We start from the raw sequence: 21,689 nt of genomic DNA, 5'->3' as shown, positions 1-21,689 counted from the left end.
ATAGAAAGATGAGGTTGGAATAGGAAGTAGAAATAAAAAATGAGACGAAGACAATGACGCAAATATTTACAGGAGAAGGGCTGGGAGTTTACGGTTCCTCCATGAACAAATTAGGTAAATGGGGTTCAAGAGGAGTTTCCGGTTTAGGACAAGGCCATCATTCACTTTATGTGAATGCAGCTAACGGCAACCTAATTTTACGGGAAAAGGATGGATTTATAGCCAGCTCTGGCCTGGGTTATGATTTCAAAGTCACCTATAATTCCCGTGCTGAAGGTAAATATTTATGGACGATGAGCAGTCAGAGTAAGATTATTCTGAAAGGAAGCCGGAATACAGAGGGCTCCGTGATAGAGCGCCTGGATGAGGATGGTCATGTCAGTCACTTCATCTTTGACAAAACCAAAGGTTTTTATCGCGAAGCTCAGGGAGGACTGGCCTTTATTATGGCTGACGCCCAAGGTTTTTACTATCGCGAAGGATCAGCTAAGGCCCAGTTTCATTATGATCAAAATGGCCTTTTATCTCGTATTTCTGACAAGGATGGTCATCATTGGGATTTTCAGTATCGAAATAACGATTTGTTTTCAGTGACTGACAGCCATGGCCGACAAAAAATAGAATGGCAATTCGAAAACGGTCATTTAAAAGAAATGACGGCTGTCAGTGATGGCAAGAGGGTTCATCATATTCGTTTTTCTTATGATGATTCAGGTCGACTCAGGCGAGAAGAAATGGATTTAGGTGTTGGTAAGATCTTCTGGACAGCGTTTGACTATGAAGAGGAGTCATCTCGAATCAGCGATATACATCAATCCGACGGCGTCAGTCTTCATATTGAATATGATGCAATGGGTCGTGTTAAATCATTGAAAGATGGGGAGAGCCGAGTAACCCAGTTTACCTATGAAACCGGGCGAACCATTGTTAATAATGAGTTGGGTGAGCGCTGGATATATAAATATGATGAAAGGTCCCGTTTGACAGGTATAGAAGGGCCTGAAGGAAAAAAAATAGTTTTTCGCTATCAAGGTAAATATCTTTCTGAAATCATCGAAGGAAATCAACAATGGAGATATGAATACAATGAGGCAGGCGATTGTATTCTGATGAAGGCTCCTGATGGTATGGTCACTTACAGAACATTTGATGCCGAACATCATCTGCTGTCTGAAAAGCGGCTTGGACAAGGCGAGCCGCTGTCTTCAGCTATCACGACTTATTATCTTTATGATGAAAGAGGGCATTTGCGTTTTAAAATTACCCCGGATGGGGTGGTGACAGAATACCGTTATGATAATGAAGGGCAACTTGTCAGTGAGAGAATCTACTTAAAAGAGCGTTATTCAATTAAGGAAAGACCGGATCATGCCACCATGAATGTCTGGCTTAAAAAGCAGGATTTCAGCCAGACATCCCTGACCGAATATACTTATGACTGGCGCGGTCAACTGCAGGCAAAATACGTCTATCGCCAATGTAATGCTCAAGGTATTGGGAGAGATGCCTTTATTACAGGTTATCGCTACGATGCTGCTGGCCGCTTGGTGGAATCTGTGACAGGTGAAAACAAACTCAGTACACAATATTTTTATGACGATTTGGGTCGACTGGTGGATACAATCGACAGCGCTGGTGTTCATCATCGAGTAGAATATGATGATGAACACCAGCGAATGATTACAAGAGATGCTCATGGATTAAAGAGGGTTCAAATATTTGATAAAAGTGGCCTTTTGTTATGGACGCAAACGATTGGTCAAGATCAAAAAGATTATGGTACAACCCGTTATTATTACGATAAGGCGGGTCATTTAATCGCTAAAGAGCGACCCGATAAAAAATTTCTGTACTGGTTTTATGATAAGGAAGGTCGCTTATTGGCTGAAATCGATGCTGAAGGACAGGTGAGCGAGTTTCATTATGATTCATATGATCATCTGATACAGCGTTTTCATTATGCCAACAAGGTAAACATTTCTTCATTTTTATCAAACCCGCCTTCATACGAGCAGGCTAGACCTGAAGCGAGTCAACAAGATCGTATCTGTCAATGGATTTACAATGAGCAGGGCCAATTGATTTATGAAGTAAACGCCGATGGTGCCATCATCGAGTACCGGTATAATCACCAAGGGCAACGGTATGAAAAACGGGCTTATTATCAACCCATTTCTTCCTTTGACCCTCAACAGTATCTCCGTGCCTCTGACATCAAGCCGATTGAAGACAAGAGACATGACAGGCAATATCGTTATTACTATGATGATGCAGGGCGTCTCACAGCAGAAGTCGATGCGGAGGGACAAGCCACAGAATACAGCTACGATGCGATGGGGCACTGTTGGCAAGCATGCCGTTATTTCAATAAAGTTACATCTTATAGTGAAATCTGGTCGCTTGTTAAGCCCAAAAGCAACATTAAAGACATCATTACACGACATTTTTACGACAAAGCTGGCTTTTTAACCGCTGATCTGGATGCAATGGGCTATCTTACAGAGTATCGTTATAATGACCGTGGTTTGCTTGAGGAAAAAATTGCTTATGCCCGCAAGGCTCAAGTGGAAAATTATTCCGCTCATATGGCTATTGAGCAACTAAGGCCAGAAATTCACGATAATGATCATCATATTCATTATCAATATAATGAGCGCGGACTGGTAAAAAAGGAGAAAACAACAGGAGGTTTGGCTACCAGCTATATTTACGATGATGCTGGCGCATTAATCACAAAAACCATTTCTGATGAGCGTAACCATCAATCTCACCAGACCCGATACCGTTATGACGACAAGGGGCGGTTAATTCAGAGTCTGGATGAAAAGGGATCGGCATTGCTGATGATCTCAAATCAATTAACAGAAGCTGAAATAGAAGCCATCTGGACAAAACATAGCACCCGCTTTGTTTATGATTCTGAGGACAATCTGATAGAAAAAGTGGATGCTCTAGGTCAAACCACTCGCTATTTTTACGATAATAACGGTCAGCTCAGAGCAAGTCTTGATGCTGATGGACGAGTAAGCGTACAGAAATACAATGCTTTTGGTGAGCTTTGTTGGCAAAGGATATATTCAAACCGACTTCCTTCGATGGCAGCGATTAAAGATTTTAAAACCTTGAACGTTCACCTGGATACCTTGGCTAATGAGAGTTTGGACAATATCCATGAATACGAATATAACTTAAAAGGACAGGTTATTCTTTCCCGTCAAGGTCGTTCCGTACAAAAAACCATGCTTTATGATGCCTTTGGTGATCTGAAGGAAACAAGACAACGTATAGATGATGCCCATGAGGCGGTGTTTCAATATGCATATGATCGCCGAGGTTTAAATACATTTAAAATAGAGGATCCAGATGGTGTTGCTCGAACCATTCAAATGAATTATGACGTTTTTGGCCGACTTGAACATTTTGTGGATTCTCGCGGCGCTTTGACCACCTACAGTTGGGATAAACTGGATCAACAAATCTCTAAAACAGATGCATTGCATAAACAAAATCGTTGGAAATATGATGCCTTTGGACGAGTCATTCAGCATGTCGATGCCTCACGTCAAGTAACCCAATATACTTATGAGGATAATAAAGCGGTACTGATCGTTTGTGATCGTTTACAGAACATTACTCAACGTATCATTATGGATGCTTTTGAACATCGTATATCAGTCACTGATGCCTTAGGGCATGAGACCGCTTATCATTACGATGAGCTTGGCAATCTTATAGAAGTAAAAGGGGTAAAAGGCATCCAAAAACGTTATGAATATGATGATCTTGGACGTCTGATTTGGCAGCAGGAAGCTGATAAGACCATAACTACCTGGACTTATGATGCTCAGAATCACGTATTAACCCGAACCATTGATCCCGAGCACTTATCATTGACCACTTCGTATCAATATGATGGTGTTGGTCGTTTGGTGGAAGAGAATATCGCTGATCAGAGAAAAACCATTTTTCGCTATGATGATGCAAACCGGTTGATCCAAAGCACGCTGGATCCGGAAGGACTCGCACTCACCACGCTTTATGTTTACGACGATAGGGGGCTGTTAATACGGGAAATCGTTAAAAACCCCAAGGGGCATGATAAAGTTACCGCCTGGACATATGATGCATTGGGAAGACAACGGACAAAAACACTAGCCCCGAACCATTTGGCGCTTACGAGTAAGTATGAGTGGGACAAAGAAGGTCATTTGATTGCGGAAACTGATGAAAGAGGATATACCAGACATCTTATCTACGATGCAAACGGCCAATGTCGTTTTAATATTGATGCACGCGGCGTGGTTACTGAACATCGATATACTTCTTTAGGCCAGGAATGGCAGACAATTGTTTATGCCCGTCCTGTTTTACAACGCGGAAATTATACCGAAGACGCCATCAAGGCCGCTATCCAACCGAATAGCGCCAAGGATAGATATACCACACGATATTTTGATGAAGAAGGTCGAGTAAGGCTGAGATGCGATGCCCGTGGGGCTATTACATTATTCAGGCATGATGCAGCAGGAAATGTTTTGAGCAAAACCTCATATGCAACATTGTGTGATCCTCGAGCATTAACGGCAAATGCCGAGCCTGCAATAAAAATAAGCAAAAACGACCGAACCGTACGATACACCTACGATGCTTTAAATCGATTGATTCATACTATAGAACCTGACGGAAGAACAATCGAACATCGTTATTGTCCTACCGGCGAACTTGAAGCAAAGATTCAATACAACAATTTACTAACCGATATAAATAATCATAATACGCTTAATGAAGACTGGGTTCATTCCCATTTGAAGCCTGATGCAAAAGATATAGTGATCCAGTATCAATACGATAATGCCGGCAGAATGGTGGCTACGGTTAATGGGGTGGGTGAGGTCAGTACTTATCAATACGACGCTCTGAATCATGTCACCTCCAGTACACGACATGCCCTGAGACTGGATCGCAAAATCATGCAAAAAAACGATTGGGCAAATCGGGTCCAAAAAGATGCGCAGGATCGGACCGTTCGTATGATGTATGATGCTGCCGGTCAGGAACGTTTTCGCATCAGTGCAGAAGGTTATGTCACTGAGCACGTCTATGATCCTACAGGGAATGTCATCAAAGAGATCAAATATGCCAAAGCCTTATCGGCTAATACCGTTGATGATATCAGTCTTTATCATGCCTTAAAACAAGATCCTTCTTATGACAGAAAAACCGCTTTTACCTGGGATGAGGTGGGACGTCTGACGGACAGCGAGGAAAATAACCAGCATAAAACTCACTATGAATACGATAAAAAGGGGAACGTTATCCTGAAAAAAGATGCGATGAATCGTATCTGGGAATATGCTTATGATGAAAATGGCCAGATGGTTAAAAGCATCAGTCCGATAAAAACCATAACGGTCTGGAAAAACGGGCAATGCATGCAGGAACATCGCTCCGTTATCAGTACAAGGGAATATGACGCCTTTGGCAATTGCATTACAAGCATTGAGGATAAGGGAGGGATGAATCGCCAACGACAATATGAATACGATGAAGAAAATCATCTGATAGCCATCAAATATCCAAATGTTGCAGTGAATGATCCTAAGTCGCCTCTGGATGGCAAACGTCATGATATTTACAAAACTTTATCTGAAACATGGAGTTATAATGCGTTTGGTGAAATGGTCGTCAGTAAAGATAAAAAAGGCAACAGCAAGCATTTTGTGTATGATTTTAACGGACAGCTTGTTTTCAGTGTAGATGCCACATCTGCTTTAACTCAATATCAATACGATACATTAGGTCGACTAAAGATAAAAACAAGCTATGCACAACGTTTGCCATTAAGTCATTTGCAAGAACCGCTCAGCTTCGATGAGATTAAACAACGGATAAAGACAAGCACCAATGATCGTCATCAATGGTTTGACTATGACGCAGTCAGTCGGGTCATTGAGCTTAAAGCCGACAAGTCTCATGTTTATAACTCAAAAACACACCAATACAGCTTGCTGTGTCCTGTAACGCACACGACTTACAATGCCTTTGGTGAAGTGATACAAACCCGTGTGAAGCGTAATGAAAATGAATGGCTCATTACTCATCATTATTATGATCATGAAGGTCAAAAGACGGCTACCATTGATGCAGAAGGCTATCTTACAAGCTGGAATTATAATGCTTTTGCTGAAGTAGACAGAGAATATCAATACTCCTGTCGCGCATCCTCGTTTAATGAGCGTGATTTCACGAAACCTAAAAAAGACCTACAGGACCGTGAGGTAGTGTCTACCTATGACCGTTCAGGACGGATGACTGCCAAGATCTTAAAACACGTCAACTGGCAACGCTTTGATGAAAAGAAGCATTGTTATGAACCGCTCAGTGGCGATCTGACAACCTCCTACACATATGATGCTCTGGGTCATATGACTTCAAAGACGGATGCTAAGGGGCAGACAGCGTATTGCTATTACAATAGTGAGGGGCAATTGATAGCAAAAGCAGGTCCGAAAACAGCAAAAGGTCGCAGCGCAATCACTTATGCTTACGATGCTTTGGGTCAATTGGTTTCAATGAGGCGCCATACCAAAGGCGCATCTGTCGTCGATGAATCCCATTTTATATTATCCGGAGCTTCTGCTCAGGACAGTACCCAAAGCTATATATACGATAACGAAGGCCATTTGCTTCATGAGATAGACGGCGAAGGCCATGAAGTTAGCTTTAGTTACGATGAAAACGGTAATATTGTGCGCCGCTATCAAATTCGTCATCAGATCGATGGACGTCTTTTACTGGATGAAAAAACCTATCGTTATGATGCAGAAAATCGTTTATTACAAACAGCGACTCTGAAGCAGCAGGGAGGTTATCGTACTGAAGATATCAGCTATAACGCTTTTGGTGAAATCACTGCAAAAGGTATGGATGGTCAGATGACACTGTTTGCAGAATATGACCAGCAGGGACGAGTGTGGCGAAGCAACCAGCCTGGCTATTGGCAGATTTATGTATACAGCCTGGATAACTGTCTGACTCAAATCGTGACATCCTCTAACCATGTCACAACTGAGCATGGTAACAATGGCATTGATTTAAGTCATGTGAATTATGCTGAACTTGCCCAATATGATGATGGTCAGGATTATTTTAATCTGCAAAGACAGGATAATATTTATGACAATTTAGGGCATCTTTTGAGCCAGGTGAAATACAGCACCACAGTCGATAAAAAAAATCATGATAAAAAGTGCCTTGAAAAAAACAGTCAGAATTATACCGTGGATCGATGGGGCAACATGTTGTCGCATAGCAACAGCTTAGGTCAGATCACTTATTATCGTTATAATGCTTTTGACCAAATCACTCATCAAAAACTGCCAGAGGTTAGTGTGATGGATGCGCATGGTCAACGTCGACGTCTTTCGCCTGAGCATCATTATGCCTATGATGAACTTGGCCAGGCCGTTGCTGTAATTGATGCGAAAGGCTATCTTGTTGCAAAAATATACGATGCAGAAGGACATGTTGTTCGCGAGGTAGATGCCCTCGGTCATCATAAAGACAGTGAATATAATTTGCTCGGCCAATTGCAACAGCGCCGCAATGAACTCGGCGGCATTATCAGCTATACCTACGATCGCAATGATCGTCTGCTGTCGGTTTTGGGTAATGCCTCAAAGACCTGGTATCAATATGATGAAGCAGGCAAGTTGATTGAGCAGCATAATCTGGCACAGGACAGCATAAAATATTTTTATGACAGTCGGGATAATTTGGTACGTCGTATTGATGAACGGGGTTTTACTGCCTCCTATGAATATGATGATGCGGGTCACAAAACCGTCGAGATCGATGCCATGGGGCATCGTCAAAGCTGGAAATACGATGACAAAGGGCGACTTGTCCAGCATACGGATTTAGGCCAGCATAGCACTACTTACCGCTATAACACCAATGGTCTTCTGATTGAGGAAATAGGCAGTCATGGCAAGCATCATAAATATTACTATCGAGGCAACGGCCTTCTTGAGAAGTTTGCTGATGAGGGAACCACGGAAACCATCGATTATGACTACGATCAGGAAGGTCGTGTCATTCATAAAAAGTCGAGCAAAAGTGGAGATTACAAGCATGGCTGGCTCATGGAAAACGATCATTATGAATACGATGAACTAGGTCGTCTAGTCAAGATACGTCGATATCGCCCAAATGATACAGATAATCGCATGCCTCCAAAAAATCAGGAGATGCTGGCTGTCGATTATGACTATGATGAAGTCAGCAACATCCGCCATACCAAAGTAAAGGCTTGTTATGATGGTTATCAAACCCAGCAGTCGGAGGATTATTTTGATTATGATGCCAATCATCGCATGCGCATTAATAAAGGGGTTTTGCAGGACGGTCAGATCACCATCCATCAGAGCAAAGGCAGCCTTTTAGGCCGTGATGCTGCAGGAAACATTAATGAAGCAACAAGTTATGAGAACGGTTCCGAGGTTCATTGGCTCTATCATTATAATGCCTCATCTCAACTTCAATCCACCCATCGTAAAGCAGGAGGGAAAACTGAAAAACTGAGTGCCAGAGGTTATGATGGCGATGGACACTTATTGACGGAAGTCCGTTTTGATAGTAATGAACAGATCGCGCAGACCACGATATATGGCTGGAATAAAGGTGAGCTTGAGCTGCAGCGCGTTATGGACGCCTATAATCGGACTCAATCTGAGATTAATTTTTATTACAATACCCTTGGACAAGTCGATACACAAACCTATCGGGGTTATGATGTAAAAGGAAACACGCATACCACAATAACTCACCATTACGAATACGCTGCCTTATGGGATGAAGCCCAGCTTTCCAAAGATTCGGTGATTTTTATGGCCAATGGCCAGGTTACTACGGGAAGCAGTATAAGGCACTATGATAAAAATGGTCTTCTCAGCGATGCCATTGATAACAATTATGATAATCAGGGGAAAAATCACAGTACTCATTACTGGATGAGCTCAATGGATGGCCTGCGTGCCTGCGAGAACAATAAGGGGGTGACGAATTATTTAACCCTGAATGGTAAGACCGTGGGGGATGTGCATATTGATGATTTTAAAAGACAGAATTTATCAGTATATGGCGGTTTTAATCCTGGCGGCACTGTATTGAAAGCAAGTGATTTTATTGATCAGACAAAAGTCAGTGATACTCCGCCGGAAACACCTCAAGACAGCTTAGGCAGTTATACAGTCAAAGCCGGGGATCGTTTGGATCAGATTGCCTTGGCTGTCTATGGTGATAGCAGTCTTTGGTATTTATTAGCTGATGCCAACGGAATTAGTGGAAAGCAGGATGAACTTCAAATCGGGCGTCGTTTAATCATACCGGCGGTAAACAGCGGCCAGCATCAAACGGCTGAAACACATCAAGTGATGAAAGCTGATGCTTATGGCGATACCAGTGCAACAGCCCCATTGCCTTTACCTAAGCCCCTCAAAAATCATCATCAGTTTTTAAGTCGAATTATGGCGACAGTGGTTGGTATAGTCGCTTCTGTCCTGACGGCAGGTGTCTTGGGAGCGCTAGCAGGTCATGCGGCATTGGCAAGCTTGAGTTCACTCTTATCCACAGGAAGCGGTTTGTTGTCCGGGGGGTGGATTGGCCATGCAGGTTTATCTCTGATTCCAACAGCAGGTATCGGCTTTGCCGCCGGTTTTGTTGGCAACATTGCAAGCCAGGGAATACAAAATGCCTTTGGCCTGCAACATGGATTAAACCTGAAAAGTGCACTCATTAGCGGTTTGTCCTCAGCGGCCGGTATCGGGATAGCACGAGGCGTGAATAGTTTATCGTCGGTTGCCAAGTTAGGTGAAACATTAAAAAATGCCTCTTCTACATGTTTTAATCTCAATACGGCTGCAGCCATGATAGAACAGGATGCTGTATCTCAGGGCATTCACCTAAGCTTTGAGAAACACCGTCATTTTGATTTCACTGAACTTGCTGCCAGTGGACTCATTGGCGGACTATCTCATAGTGAAATGGCAGAATCCGCGCAATCCAAAGTCAGTCAAACGCTGGGCGAGCATGCCGGCGGGGCATTGAATCATACACTGAGAAGTCTTACACGAAACAGCTTGCAAAGCTCATTATCCGGTCATTTTGATGTCGCCGGTGTTCTTGCTGAAAGCTTAGGGGACGGCATTGGTAATACCTTTGTCGAGGAAGGGGGCAAGACCGACCAGGATGCTCGACTAAAAGCAGATATGGAGCAAAAAGCAGCCATACAAAATGCCAGAGCCCGCCAACTGGAGCAACAGGAGTTGGAAGAAGGCTTCGCTTTAACCGATGAAGACAAAAAGCTCATCCAAAGCAGTTATCAACTCATTGACCGCTTGACTTTTCAGGACAACACCGAGGACAAAAACACCGTGTATGCTTTTATCTCCTTTGATGGCACCTGGAATGATAAGGAGAAAATGCGGGATAAAACCAATCCTGCCTTGCTTTATACAATTTTTGACGATAAAAGAGGAGAGAAATTTTACATAAAAGGTGTAGGTACTGATTCAACTACCGAGATTATAGGAGGAGCTACAGGTCTTGGTGCAACAGAGCGTGTTTATGAAGCTTATAATAAATTGGTTGAGTTTATTAATAGAGCGATGCATAAAAAACCTAATGCCAAAATCAAGCTGATTTTGACCAGTTTCAGCCGGGGCTCAACGGAAGCGCGCGAGTTTGCCAATTATCTGGAGGAAAAAGGCATGCCGGATACTTCTTCGCTCTCTTACGGAAAATATACCCGCTATTTTGCAACGCCAAAAGTAAAAGCCATGGTGTTATTTGACACTGTGGCTTCAATTGGTTTGCCAGGTGCTCACTTTGGTTTTCGTTTACACATTCCCAAGGGAGTGGAGCATGTATTGCACATCACCGCAAAGGATGAGCAGCGCTTAGCTTTCCCCTTAACCAGTGTGCGCGATAAAAATCGCCCCCACGATCAGAGATTGACGGAAATTGTACTTCCTGGTGCTCACTCTGATGTTGGTGGAGGGTATCATAATCCTTACTCCAGAATTGCTCTTGATATGAGTTATCGTTACCTGAAAAAACTGGACATACCCTTAAAACCGAATCTTTATCCGGCTCCTTCTTTAAGTGATCCTGTATTAAGGACTCACGATTCACGTTATATCATTGATAAAGCGAGACAAAGCATTACTCATAATTATACGAGGGTCATTGAGTATGTTCACAACCAGTATTAAGTGTGCAAAAAGCATGATCGCATATTTGTTGTTGTTTTTATTTCTATTATGCAAGCAGTTATATGCGCATAAAATTGTGTATGCAATGGAGATTGAAAATGGATGTAAAAAAGCTCTCTATAATATTCATCTTAAATATGGAGAAATTGATTATGGAAGTGAAGAGTACAGTGTATATTCGGGAGCTTATTATTCTATGTCCATGGAAATTCCTGAAATGGCGTATATATCCTGGAAAGATTCCCAAAGAAAACCGCACAAGGTACAAATTCCTATTACTTCTTTATTGACGAAAAGGGACATGAGAATTCGTAATTTTGAGGTACAGTTTAGTCTTTGTGATGACAAACTGACAGTATATTATCGCAAGCCCACTACCCAGCGGTTTTTTAAAGAAAAAAAAGAAATCTGGCCTGAGCAAAAATATATAGGCATTACTCCGGAGTAGTTTTATTCGGCTCTGGTAGAATATGACGATGATTAATTTATTGAAAGAAGGAATACTGAAAATGATAAATATCCTCTGTTTATGGAGGAAAAGGACATGTACAATGAAGTTATTTTTTCTTCGCTGAGCCCATTTAATCAGAAAAACATGTTAAATCGAATTCATCATATTGCTATTATCTGTTCAGATTATGAAAAATCAAAACATTTTTATACTCATGTTTTGGGTCTGGAAGTGGTTAAAGAGACATATAGAGAGGAGCGTCAATCTTATAAATTGGATCTTTCACTACATGGAGAATATATCATAGAACTTTTTTCTTTTCCAAACCCGCCAGAAAGAATTTCCAGGCCGGAAGCTAGAGGTTTGAGGCATCTGGCATTTGAAGTGGATGATTTGCAAAAATCAGTGAATGATTTAAAAAACAAAAAGATTGAAGCTGAACCTATACGTCTCGACAAAGCGACCCAGAAATATTTTACTTTTATTTTCGATCCTGATCATCTACCTATTGAATTATATGAAAAATAACTTGTTCATCCCAATCTTGTTTGTTGATGGAACAGCATATTTTAGTTCAGGTTTTCTCTAAAAAAGTCTCTGTATATGACAAGAAAAATCTCTCATCTACAGAGAAAAAAGCTCGGTCCATATATGAGCAGTAATGTTTTCTTGCAGGCTGGATCAATATCGCTTTTTTTTCGAGTTGGATAATCATTACCTGCATGACGCTATGCAGAATGCGCAAGAAGTGTGTAAGTGGAATGATTTCACTGATCCAGCGTATGGCATCGGGAATGTCTCAATAGGGAAAAAGAAAACAACAATTTTGGAGCTTTCTCAGCAATGCGTGCTTTCAGATCGGCCAGGTTATTATGATTAAAATATTCAAAACGTCCACGCGATAAAGCTAATCCGTCTTCAATGTATGAATTTTTCGTACGGAATAGATGATCATTAATCATTGAAGAATGGCTGAATTAGCAAGATAGTCTGAGTTGAACAGAATGATCTTTTATTGCCAGTGATATGTACAATTTTTCTTCGATATCAAAGGGTCATCTTTTTATTAGATTGGCATTATAAAATCACTATGATAAAATTTGATCCATTTTGTTGGGTAAACAAAATTCCAGTTCTTTACTTACAGAAAAAATTTCTTGAGATGATTATGAATTTTTACATTAACGAAAAAACCAAAGTGATTCGAAAATTTCCCGGCGGTAAATATTATAAAAACACTTTATCTGCTTCCGGAGTAAAAGAATTGGAGAAAAATTTGCCGGAAGGCTCATCTCTTGCACTTACTTACATTAAGGATGGGCGGTTTATTCAATTATCCGAATCCAATACCTCTCGGTATCAATCGGCTCAGAGAGGCGGCACTTGTTGGTACAGTGCTTTCAAGCATACCTTTTATGGCCCATTTTTTAGCGGTCCGCAACGGGATATTGAAAAAATCATCTCTGATTATCATAAAGAATGTACTGGCTTAACCTTGATTAAGGCAGAAGAAGACGCATTTGTTGATTGGTTTAATGAGCAAATGGATGATGAAAATGAATCACGCGACAGACTTCTAGCCAGTTTTTTATTAAAAAATTCCTCTACATTGAGGGAGGCACCACGAAAACTTCTGCAAGATTTTATTGACAGTAACGAAGTTGATTTAACGTATTTTGCGATGAATCGGCAAGGCAGGGCTCTTATGGATGCGATAAAAACGGTCAGTCGCAGACTTCATTTTAATGTTGAAAGTGCGGTTTGGGAGGCAGTTAAGCGCAACGGAATTCCCTCTACATTAGACCTTTCCAGCGATGAATTGTCATCGTATTATGATCGCGCCATTATCAAACACATATGGTCATATGATTACACAGATTCTTCCTGGCATCCTGTAAAAGGATTGCAGGCTTTAATCGAAGAGATCCGGCAGGCTTCGCTACTTGCGGAAATTGATTATAACCTGGTGAAAGTGGGTACGGGTCAACCTGCACTTCATTTCACCGAGAATGGGGAAGATGGCTATTCTATTTTCAATGTGATGAAAACAGAAGAGGAAGAGGCTGGGGAAGAAACGCATGTGATTAAAATCATTGGCGCAGAAAGGATGCAGGAGGATGGGTACGTTTATTTTATTGATCCTAATGACGCCAGCGCGCCGCACGAGCCTAGAGTCATTCATAAAATATCTTATTCACTTTTTTGTCATGTGCTTCTGGATGAGCATGGATTGAGTGTGAATAAATCGATGGCTGCTGAGTTATTTCCTACGGTTCTTTACCGTGCCAAAAAGGAAGATACTGATGTAGTGATGCCCGCATCACCACGTCGCTCTAAGCGGCTACTTAGCCCAAAAATTGATTCGAAGCAAGCACCCTTGGCAGACAATGAAGATCAAAAAGCGCATGAGATTAAAAATAAAAAACAAAAATTCGAAGAATTTCAATCTTACAAACCCTCATTGTAATATTCATTCATGCGAAAAATGAAATCATGATAATGCTAGTTTTCCCTGTTTCGGTTTTTTATTTTCATAGCATACATAGCTTTATCTGCTTTTTTTAATAGTTCTTCCGTGGAAGTCGCATCGCTAGGATAGGAGGCGGCACCTAAGCTGAGATGACATGTAAGTCTATTTTTTTCAATATGAAAAGGCTGATTAAATTCTTGTAAAATGCGTTTGGCAAGTACATCTGGGACATTATCGTTTTTATTATGTACAATTACAGCAATAAATTCATCGCCTCCCATTCGGGCAATGAAATCGTTATTACGAAGACATCGCTGTAAGCGTTTACTGCATTCTAGAAGTACTTGATCGCCTGCATGATGACCGTAAGTATCATTAATTGCCTTAAAACGATCGAGATCCATAAAAAAAAGGGTCACTGAATGTGTTTGACTATTAACTGAGCCAAGCAAATTTTCCAAGTAAGCATTAAAATATGTTCGATTGGGTAAGTTAGTTAAGTTATCGTGTCTTGCTAAATAGTGAAATTTTTTCTGATCCGCTTGCAAGAGAAAATTCTGCTCCACCAATTCAGTAGAAAATTGTAAGTTTTCGTATAATAGGCTGTAGAGCAGGGTGGTTTCCAGCAAAAGAATGGCGAGGATATTGACCAAAAAAATTTCAGTTAAATACTTGGGCGGCACTTCGTATATAGTTATGGGTTCGAACAAGATAAAAAAGAAAATAGATATCAATGAAAGGCAAGTATAAACAAATAACCCCCTGATGCCGAGAATTGCTCCACCTGTCATGGGAATGACAAGATACCAGGCTAAGTAAGAATTCGATAATCCGCCTACCCAATAATATGTCAAACTGATAATCAAAAAAGTAATTAAGATGAGCACATGTCCGCTTAAGCGGGTATTTTTCATTTTTTTTAATAAAATCAGATTAAAACACGCAGAAATTATTCCCATGATCAATAAAATAACAATCAACCAAAATTGAAGAAAAAGCGTATTCACCGTTAAAATCATAGCCATCAGAACAAGTTGAATGGATATAATTTGAATTAGACGATACCGCCTTTTTGAGGTCATTCGCGAGGTTGATTTTTTATTTGTAACTTCATAAAAAGCGCGTAGATGCTTTGTAAAAAAGTTCATGGTTTCTTTTTTTAGCACAATATATGTATGATTATAGCTAAAGGGGTTTCATATTGAAGCAAATGGAAGGTTAAGTCTTTAATCAATATGAAAATTAAGGAGATATCACTATATAGAAAATGCCCATTTGTTAGAATAGAAAAACAACCCCATTAATATTTGATTTAATTTAAATCAGAATCATTATATAATAATCATTTTGATTATAACGTTTCATAATGAAAGAGAAGAGTGAAATATTTACTAATAAACACAAAAAGCAATCCCCAGCTTCTTCAATGGCAAAATTTTTTAAAACCAAGGGTCTTAATAAAACGCATGTTATCATATTTTATGCTTACAGTGATGAATATCCACATCAAGTCAAACACGAGTTGTCTGCCGGTGTAGAGGCAGGTGTTATACTGAGTAAGATATTTCATCAACAAGAAATTTTTATCTATGCTCCTGACAAAGAAAAAGCATGCTTAGTGGCTCAAGAGTATAAAAAACATCCGTGTGAAAAGCCACTTATTAATCTTTGTGATAATGAAAACAATATTGTCTATTTTTTATCCAAGATTCAAGAAGGTGATTCTTTACTAATAAATGGACAGGGTGATCCAGAGGCTGAATTGATTGCAGGTCGAGATGCTGAATCTCTGATTGAAATTCTATTAGAAGATTTGGAACTGAGTGATAAAGGATTAAAAAATCTGGATGTGGATTCATGTAGAATGGGACTTTCATTTAATTACCGACAAAAATTAATTGCAGGATTGTCGACTGCCTTTAACTGTATTATAACGTATACCATGCTCTGTTCATGGGGGATGTCAGAAACCAACCAGCCATATCGACAATGGATAAAGTTGAATGATAATAATAGAGCCGAGGATGCTGATGATTTTTATAGCACAGACGATCTGGAGACATACGGTATTCGCATTAAGGAATCAACGGCCTCAATAAATCCATTGTTGGCAGAACAACAAGGTTAAAGTTTTTTTCATCAATGAATTGTATTTTCATATCAAGTATAATTCAGGAATCATTTAACGGAATATCTGAATCCTTATGTCTAAACAATTCGAACAACTTTTGAAAGATCATCATATACCTATGATGCTTTATGGCACAGCCTGGAAGGAAGAAAAAACGGCTGAACTTACCGAGCTTGCTTTAAAAGCAGGTTTTATTGGCATTGATACGGCAAATCAACGGAAACATTATTTTGAACAAGCGGTCGGCGAAGGCATTCAATCTTATTTACAGCAAAGTCAGAAGAAACGAGCTGAACTGTTTATCCAGACAAAATTCACCTATGAAAGAGGGCAGGACCATCGTTTGCCTTATAATCCGAAAGATTCTTTGAGTCATCAGGTTGGGCAATCATTTTCTAGTTCGCTGACTCACTTACAAACAGATTATCTGGACAGTTTTATTTTACATGGCCCCTATTACAATAAAGGCATCAGTGAACAGGATCTGGAAACCTGGAAGGCTATGGAGGTGCTGGTCAATAGAGGAGAGGTTCGTTTTTTAGGTGTTTCCAATATCAGTCTGCAACAGTTAGAAATATTATATGAAAAAGCACAAATCAAACCAAAATTTGTACAAAATCGTTGTTTTGCCATACAAGCCTGGGATAAAGAAATACGCAGATTTTGTGAGAATAAAGGACTCATTTACCAGGGTTTTTCCTTGCTCACTGCGAATCAGCAATATTTGTTTAACAGCCGCTTGATGAAAATATTACAGAAAAAATATAACAAAACCATCCCGCAAATTGTTTTTCGCTTCGCACAAAATGCAGGCATTTTGTCTTTAACAGGGACAACGGATAAGGTGCATATGCGTCAAGATTTAGCCATCGATGACTTTTCATTGACTGAAAAAGAGTTATTAGAAGTAGAACATATTGCCATGAGTGAACAATAAATTTCGAAATTGACCTTTTCTGCACAAATTTTATATACGTCTAATGCTATTCTGCCATACTATTTTTATTGGAGGTATATAAAAATGAGTTACTTAACGCAGAATAAACTCATTGAAGCTGTGAGATATATTTATGATCATATCGATCAGCCCTTCACTTTGAAAGACGTTGCTGAGCATATTCACCTGTCTTTGTCGACTTTGAAGCGAGTGTTTGCTGAAGCAACTGGTCAGACCCCAGGAGAATTTATTCGTAAGTTGCGAATGGAATTGGCATTTTGTTCGCTAAAAAGTAAAAATAATTCTGTTCTTGAAGTGGCTTTAAGCAGTGGTTTTGATTCCCAGTCTTCATTTTCCAGGTGTTTTAAACAAATATTTGGTTACATGCCTAAAGTGGCAAGAAAAAAACTGAATATTATCAGTGAATTGAACTGTGTAACACTTGATGAGCCAGATATTGTGGACTTAAAGACTATTCATCTCCAATGTGTCACTGAACAGGGACTATATTTTGAATCAGCACCTAAAGCATGGAAGAGACTTGAACAAAAACTGTTGGCAAATAAAGCAAATAATGTTTGTTCTGGACTGTTTATTGGTATTGGACATGATAACCCGCATGAAGGGAAGGTTCCTGTAGATAAAGTGCGATTTACCGCAGGCATTACCTTGGTTTCAAATAATCTTGGCCTTAATGAATATATCATTCAGCAAGGAAAGTATGCTCGATTTCGTTACTATGGAAAGGCCAATAATTTAGGCCTTGCTTATCATTATATTTATGGACAATGGTCAGAACAGCCCGGAAATAAAATTGATCAAAACAGACCGGCATTTAATCTCTTCAATCATTTGCCAGATGCAATAAAAGATCATCACATACTTATCCATGTGCCATGCTAGGTTCTGCGCACTTATCTTTTACCGGCTGCAAATTCGGTTGATTATCTTAAATTTCAGCTTGAGTTCATTAAATAAATCCAGAAATAGATCCAGCTATTCGCGTCACTCAAGCTGAAATTTGAGCTAAACCATCCAATTTTCGCTACGACAAAAGATAAGTGCACAGAACTTAGGGCTTGGTCCATATTAAATTGGGGCTGGTATCCTATCTTTTTGCTCAAAGTGCTCGAATTAGCGCTGTTAGTCCAGCGCATTTTGAGCAAAAAATCGTTTAAATCTGAACGTAATTTAAGCGCTAACCCCCAATTTAATATTGACGAGGCTCTGGTTCATTTTTTGGATTTTGGATTTGGCCATGAAATGGTTATATAATTACTATATGTATTTTATTTTTTTAATATCATGTACTTAATCGTTCTGTTTCTACTCATGTATTGTGGGCTTGTATATGGCGCTACAGATCTAGGAGATATGGCCTCTTTTATCCGGGGTTCCTTTGTTGCGCTAGCGAGGCTGTTGACGGCTGTGTCTTATATAGCTGGTCTGGCTTTCATCATAGCTGCAATAGCAAAATTTAAACAACACAAAGACAACCCAACTCAAATTCCCATAGGAACACCTCTTGCACTTTCTGTCATTGCTCTTGCACTTGTCTTTTTCCCAACGATTTTAGGCATCGTGGGAGAGACTGTGTTTGGTGAACATGCTTCAACTGCCGGACCCAAAGGAGTGGTTTATTGCTCGCAACGAGCTGCTGTTACCGAGAATTCATGTTTTTAACAAGATTACATTTTGGCTTTTGAGGTATGGTTTTACAAAATCATTCTTAATGGTTGATGGAGCAAGCCGAATAATAGTTAGTATCCGGCTTGAAATAAGATAGAGATGGTAGGGCAATCACATATTTAAGGTTTTGCTATTTTCTTCATCTAATTGCTCTACAGGAGGCTGAGGACGTTTTTTGTTAAACATAGTACCTTGATAGGCAAACACTTCACCTTGATAGTTGAATGTACTTTCTCTGGTTTCAGCCTTCTTCAGCTTCTCTTTATCAAAAGTTTCAACCGCCCTATAGGTTTCAAGTTGAGCAGGCTTAGTCGAGCCTGCTTCAACATGGCGTAATCCCCCTACCAGATTTTCAGAGATCTTAGGAAGAACTTCATTTTTATAGGTATTAATTGATCGGGCTGTAGAGTGAGCATCCTTAATCAGCTTAAGGGCTTCCTCATCAAGAGAATTTTCTTCGCTTACTCCCATTGCTACGTCAATATCCTTATATAATTCACTTCGTGAAGGATCCGTCAAATTTGAGGCAAATGGAATTTTTTTAAGGACAGCAGCTGTGTAACCTTCTGTATAATACTCTTTTGTTTCGATTTCTTTTTTAATATCAAGATAGGTGCGAAGAACAATGGCAGACTGATATTGTTCCAGTTCTTCCTGATTATTGAATAATGCTGGTTTTAAATCTTCAGCCTGAAGCAAAGCTTCCTCGACTCTTGCCAATTGAGCTTGCCGATGTTCTGGCAAATCATTCACGTCATCAGTATTATGTTTTTTCATTAACTTTGCAGTAAGCTCGAAGTATTTTCCCTGTAAGGTTTCAAGTTTGAGAAAGGTGAATCCAGGCATGTTTATCTCCTATTTATCCCTAATTATTAGTGTTTGTGCAACAGTCTACTAAGAAGCCTTCTCATAGCGGTCTGCTAGTTTAAAGGAAAATTTGATATCAATTATTTAGATTATTATGGATATTCACTTTTACAGACATCATGGAACCCCACATTGACTTCTATCAGAGGAGCATTATCAAATAAAAAGCCATTATCCTAACATTTAAAAATCTGTTTTCACTTTAAACTTGAATTTTTTAACAAAATCCATCCCTATAGTCAACACACTTCAAAAATGAACAAGGTATGTTTTAAATCAAAAAGTTAAATTGTTTATCATAAAAATTCAGAATTAGTGATCAATTGACATTATGGATAGCTCTGGAGAATGGGTTAATTTTTTGTTTTGAATTAAACAAATTATAAAACCATTCAAACATATTTAGATAGCATGTTGGTAGCTTTTCTATCAAAGCATTCTTGGTTTCATTTATATTATGCACATCGAAATATTCAGGCATTTTTTGGTATTCTAAAGGAAGAGCAAGCTTATGTTCGTTATTATTCATTTTGCTCACAACAAAAGCTGAGCACCTGTGTGCTCTTAAAAGAGCTGTTATTATAGATTAGTATGCTTCTTAAGTCCCAAATGTTACCAGGAATAATTGTCCCAAGCGTTCAGCAGATTCTTCCTCAAGATAAAGGTTTCCTTGATGCACCTGGATCAACTATGTCTTAACCGTTTTTTTAAATTTAATTACTCATGTTACGCACAATTGACTTTAACGAGCCATATTTTTTAACTCCTGCATGGCAATTTGGTTAGCCCTGAGTATTAATTTGTACTTGATGGCAAAGTGATTCAATTTTGTCTTTATTTTCATCATTTCCAGTTTGCAGTATGCAATGATTGCGGCAAAGATATGATTGGATTGTGTTTTAACCGTGCGGGTTGGAGATTTGTTCAGGCTTGCATTTTGTTTAATTGACTTGTGATACTCTTCAATCCGCCACCGTTTCTGGTACACTTCATAAAGACGTTCGGCACTGCTGGTCATGTCATTAGAAACGAGATAGAGAACCCCTGTAGAACCATTTTCGTTTTTGAAAATTTTCTTCAAAAGCCTCACTGGGAAGTCTAATCCCTTGAGATAGACTGTGTGGGCTATGTCCTCTTCAAGCTCTAATTCTCTGACTTTTGTGTACCGTCCGTTGTTGGCGTCGTTTTTGGATAAAGCTAAGGTTCGATTAGATTTAATCCCAATAATAAACGATTTTTGAAGGTCATTATGGATGTAAGCCATATTGGCCTTCGAGCCAAACCAATTGTCCGCAAGTACAAAGTCAAACAACACATGATTACTAACCGCTTGTGCGATAAGCTTGCGAAAAAGTTCATTTTTAGTCGTGGATGACTTTCTGCGAGCTTGCCTTGTTTCAATGTCACAAAAAGCAACGTCTTTTTTGATAACTTCATAACCAACAGGAACACTGAAGTCACCATACCGAACCATGCAGGTCAGGATATTAATCCCTTTGACCACATCACCTTTAGCATGGGAATAATGCCAACAATTAATTTCATTCTCATCGGTATAAGACTTCTCCTCAATCGAGTCATCCAATAAAAGAACACCGTCTGATGCTTCACTCTCCCTGACTGACTTCTTGACATAATTCCAGAGCGCTTTGGAACCAAAATCTTGTAGTCGTAAAAATCGTGTCACCTTGTCGTGCGCAAATTCACCATCCAACATCTCCGATAAACCTGTAGCTGTGGCATATTTATTCTGGCAAATTAAATAGTCAGTATAAATATCAAGCATATCCATTAAATCTTCCTCCCTAAAAATCAGGGATGAAATTTTAATTAAATTTCAGGGAGCAGCAAGGTTTAGTGCGTAACATGAG

Annotated in this window: 13 protein-coding genes; 8 read left to right on the top strand and 5 right to left on the bottom strand. The window is 39.7% G+C overall.

What is annotated here, in order from left to right:
- Nucleotides 1-53: 53 nt before the first annotated feature.
- The 3 genes from E4T55_RS01775 (at nucleotide 54) to gloA2 (ending at nucleotide 12,252) form a co-directional block, all read left to right on the top strand.
- On the top strand, nucleotides 54-11,273 hold the full coding sequence (locus tag E4T55_RS01775) for a phospholipase effector Tle1 domain-containing protein (RefSeq protein ID WP_058500436.1): 11,220 nt from the start codon (nucleotides 54-56) through the stop codon (nucleotides 11,271-11,273).
- Between the two features lie 13 nt (nucleotides 11,274-11,286).
- A complete protein-coding gene (locus E4T55_RS01770; protein WP_131780731.1) occupies nucleotides 11,287-11,721 on the top strand; it encodes a hypothetical protein in 435 nt (144 codons plus the stop codon).
- A 96-nt stretch (nucleotides 11,722-11,817) separates the two neighbouring features.
- A complete protein-coding gene (gene gloA2 / locus E4T55_RS01765; protein ID WP_202967179.1) occupies nucleotides 11,818-12,252 on the top strand; it encodes an SMU1112c/YaeR family gloxylase I-like metalloprotein in 435 nt (144 codons plus the stop codon).
- A 239-nt stretch (nucleotides 12,253-12,491) separates the two neighbouring features.
- Here gloA2 and E4T55_RS01760 read toward each other — a convergent pair whose 3' ends face one another.
- Nucleotides 12,492-12,686: a hypothetical protein gene (locus tag E4T55_RS01760; RefSeq protein WP_135121906.1), complete on the bottom strand. Its 195-nt coding sequence runs from the start codon at nucleotides 12,684-12,686 to the stop codon at nucleotides 12,492-12,494.
- A gap of 206 nt (nucleotides 12,687-12,892) precedes the next feature.
- On the opposite strand from E4T55_RS01760, the gene E4T55_RS01755 reads away from it, so the two are divergent.
- Entirely contained in the window at nucleotides 12,893-14,191 is a 1,299-nt protein-coding gene (locus E4T55_RS01755; RefSeq protein ID WP_131780732.1) for a hypothetical protein, read from the top strand.
- A gap of 35 nt (nucleotides 14,192-14,226) precedes the next feature.
- Here the strand turns inward: E4T55_RS01755 and E4T55_RS01750 are convergent, their stop codons facing one another.
- The gene (locus tag E4T55_RS01750; protein WP_223168269.1) at nucleotides 14,227-15,342 is read right to left on the bottom strand and encodes a GGDEF domain-containing protein; all 1,116 of its coding nucleotides are present in this window, start codon (nucleotides 15,340-15,342) and stop codon (nucleotides 14,227-14,229) included.
- 218 nt (nucleotides 15,343-15,560) lie between these two features.
- Here E4T55_RS01750 and E4T55_RS01745 point away from each other — a divergent pair, with 218 nt between their 5' ends.
- The 4 genes from E4T55_RS01745 to E4T55_RS01730 all read left to right on the top strand — a co-directional run bounded on the left by E4T55_RS01745 (nucleotide 15,561) and on the right by E4T55_RS01730 (nucleotide 18,945).
- On the top strand, nucleotides 15,561-16,322 hold the full coding sequence (locus tag E4T55_RS01745) for a hypothetical protein (protein WP_058500440.1): 762 nt from the start codon (nucleotides 15,561-15,563) through the stop codon (nucleotides 16,320-16,322).
- 76 nt (nucleotides 16,323-16,398) lie between these two features.
- On the top strand, nucleotides 16,399-17,262 hold the full coding sequence (locus tag E4T55_RS01740) for an aldo/keto reductase family protein (protein ID WP_058500441.1): 864 nt from the start codon (nucleotides 16,399-16,401) through the stop codon (nucleotides 17,260-17,262).
- Between the two features lie 84 nt (nucleotides 17,263-17,346).
- Nucleotides 17,347-18,165, top strand: a complete 819-nt coding sequence (locus tag E4T55_RS01735) for an AraC family transcriptional regulator (RefSeq protein WP_058500442.1) — start codon at nucleotides 17,347-17,349, stop codon at nucleotides 18,163-18,165.
- A gap of 402 nt (nucleotides 18,166-18,567) precedes the next feature.
- Nucleotides 18,568-18,945, top strand: coding sequence for a hypothetical protein (locus E4T55_RS01730; RefSeq protein WP_058500443.1), 378 nt, complete (start codon nucleotides 18,568-18,570; stop codon nucleotides 18,943-18,945).
- Between the two features lie 117 nt (nucleotides 18,946-19,062).
- Here E4T55_RS01730 and E4T55_RS01725 read toward each other — a convergent pair whose 3' ends face one another.
- The 3 genes from E4T55_RS01725 to E4T55_RS01715 form a co-directional block, all read right to left on the bottom strand.
- Nucleotides 19,063-19,797 carry a hypothetical protein gene (locus E4T55_RS01725; RefSeq protein WP_058500444.1) on the bottom strand — a complete coding sequence of 245 codons (735 nt, stop codon included), beginning with the start codon at nucleotides 19,795-19,797 and terminating at the stop codon, nucleotides 19,063-19,065.
- A gap of 340 nt (nucleotides 19,798-20,137) precedes the next feature.
- A complete protein-coding gene (locus E4T55_RS01720) occupies nucleotides 20,138-20,347 on the bottom strand; it encodes a hypothetical protein (RefSeq protein WP_058500445.1) in 210 nt (69 codons plus the stop codon).
- Nucleotides 20,348-20,560: 213 nt separating this feature from the next.
- On the bottom strand, nucleotides 20,561-21,610 hold the full coding sequence (locus E4T55_RS01715) for an IS701 family transposase (RefSeq protein ID WP_115325221.1): 1,050 nt from the start codon (nucleotides 21,608-21,610) through the stop codon (nucleotides 20,561-20,563).
- Nucleotides 21,611-21,689: the final 79 nt, after the last annotated feature.

Origin of the sequence: Legionella israelensis, assembly GCF_004571175.1 — a bacterium.
Taxonomy (GTDB): domain Bacteria; phylum Pseudomonadota; class Gammaproteobacteria; order Legionellales; family Legionellaceae; genus Legionella_D; species Legionella_D israelensis.
This window is presented reverse-complemented; position numbering and strand designations above follow the sequence as displayed.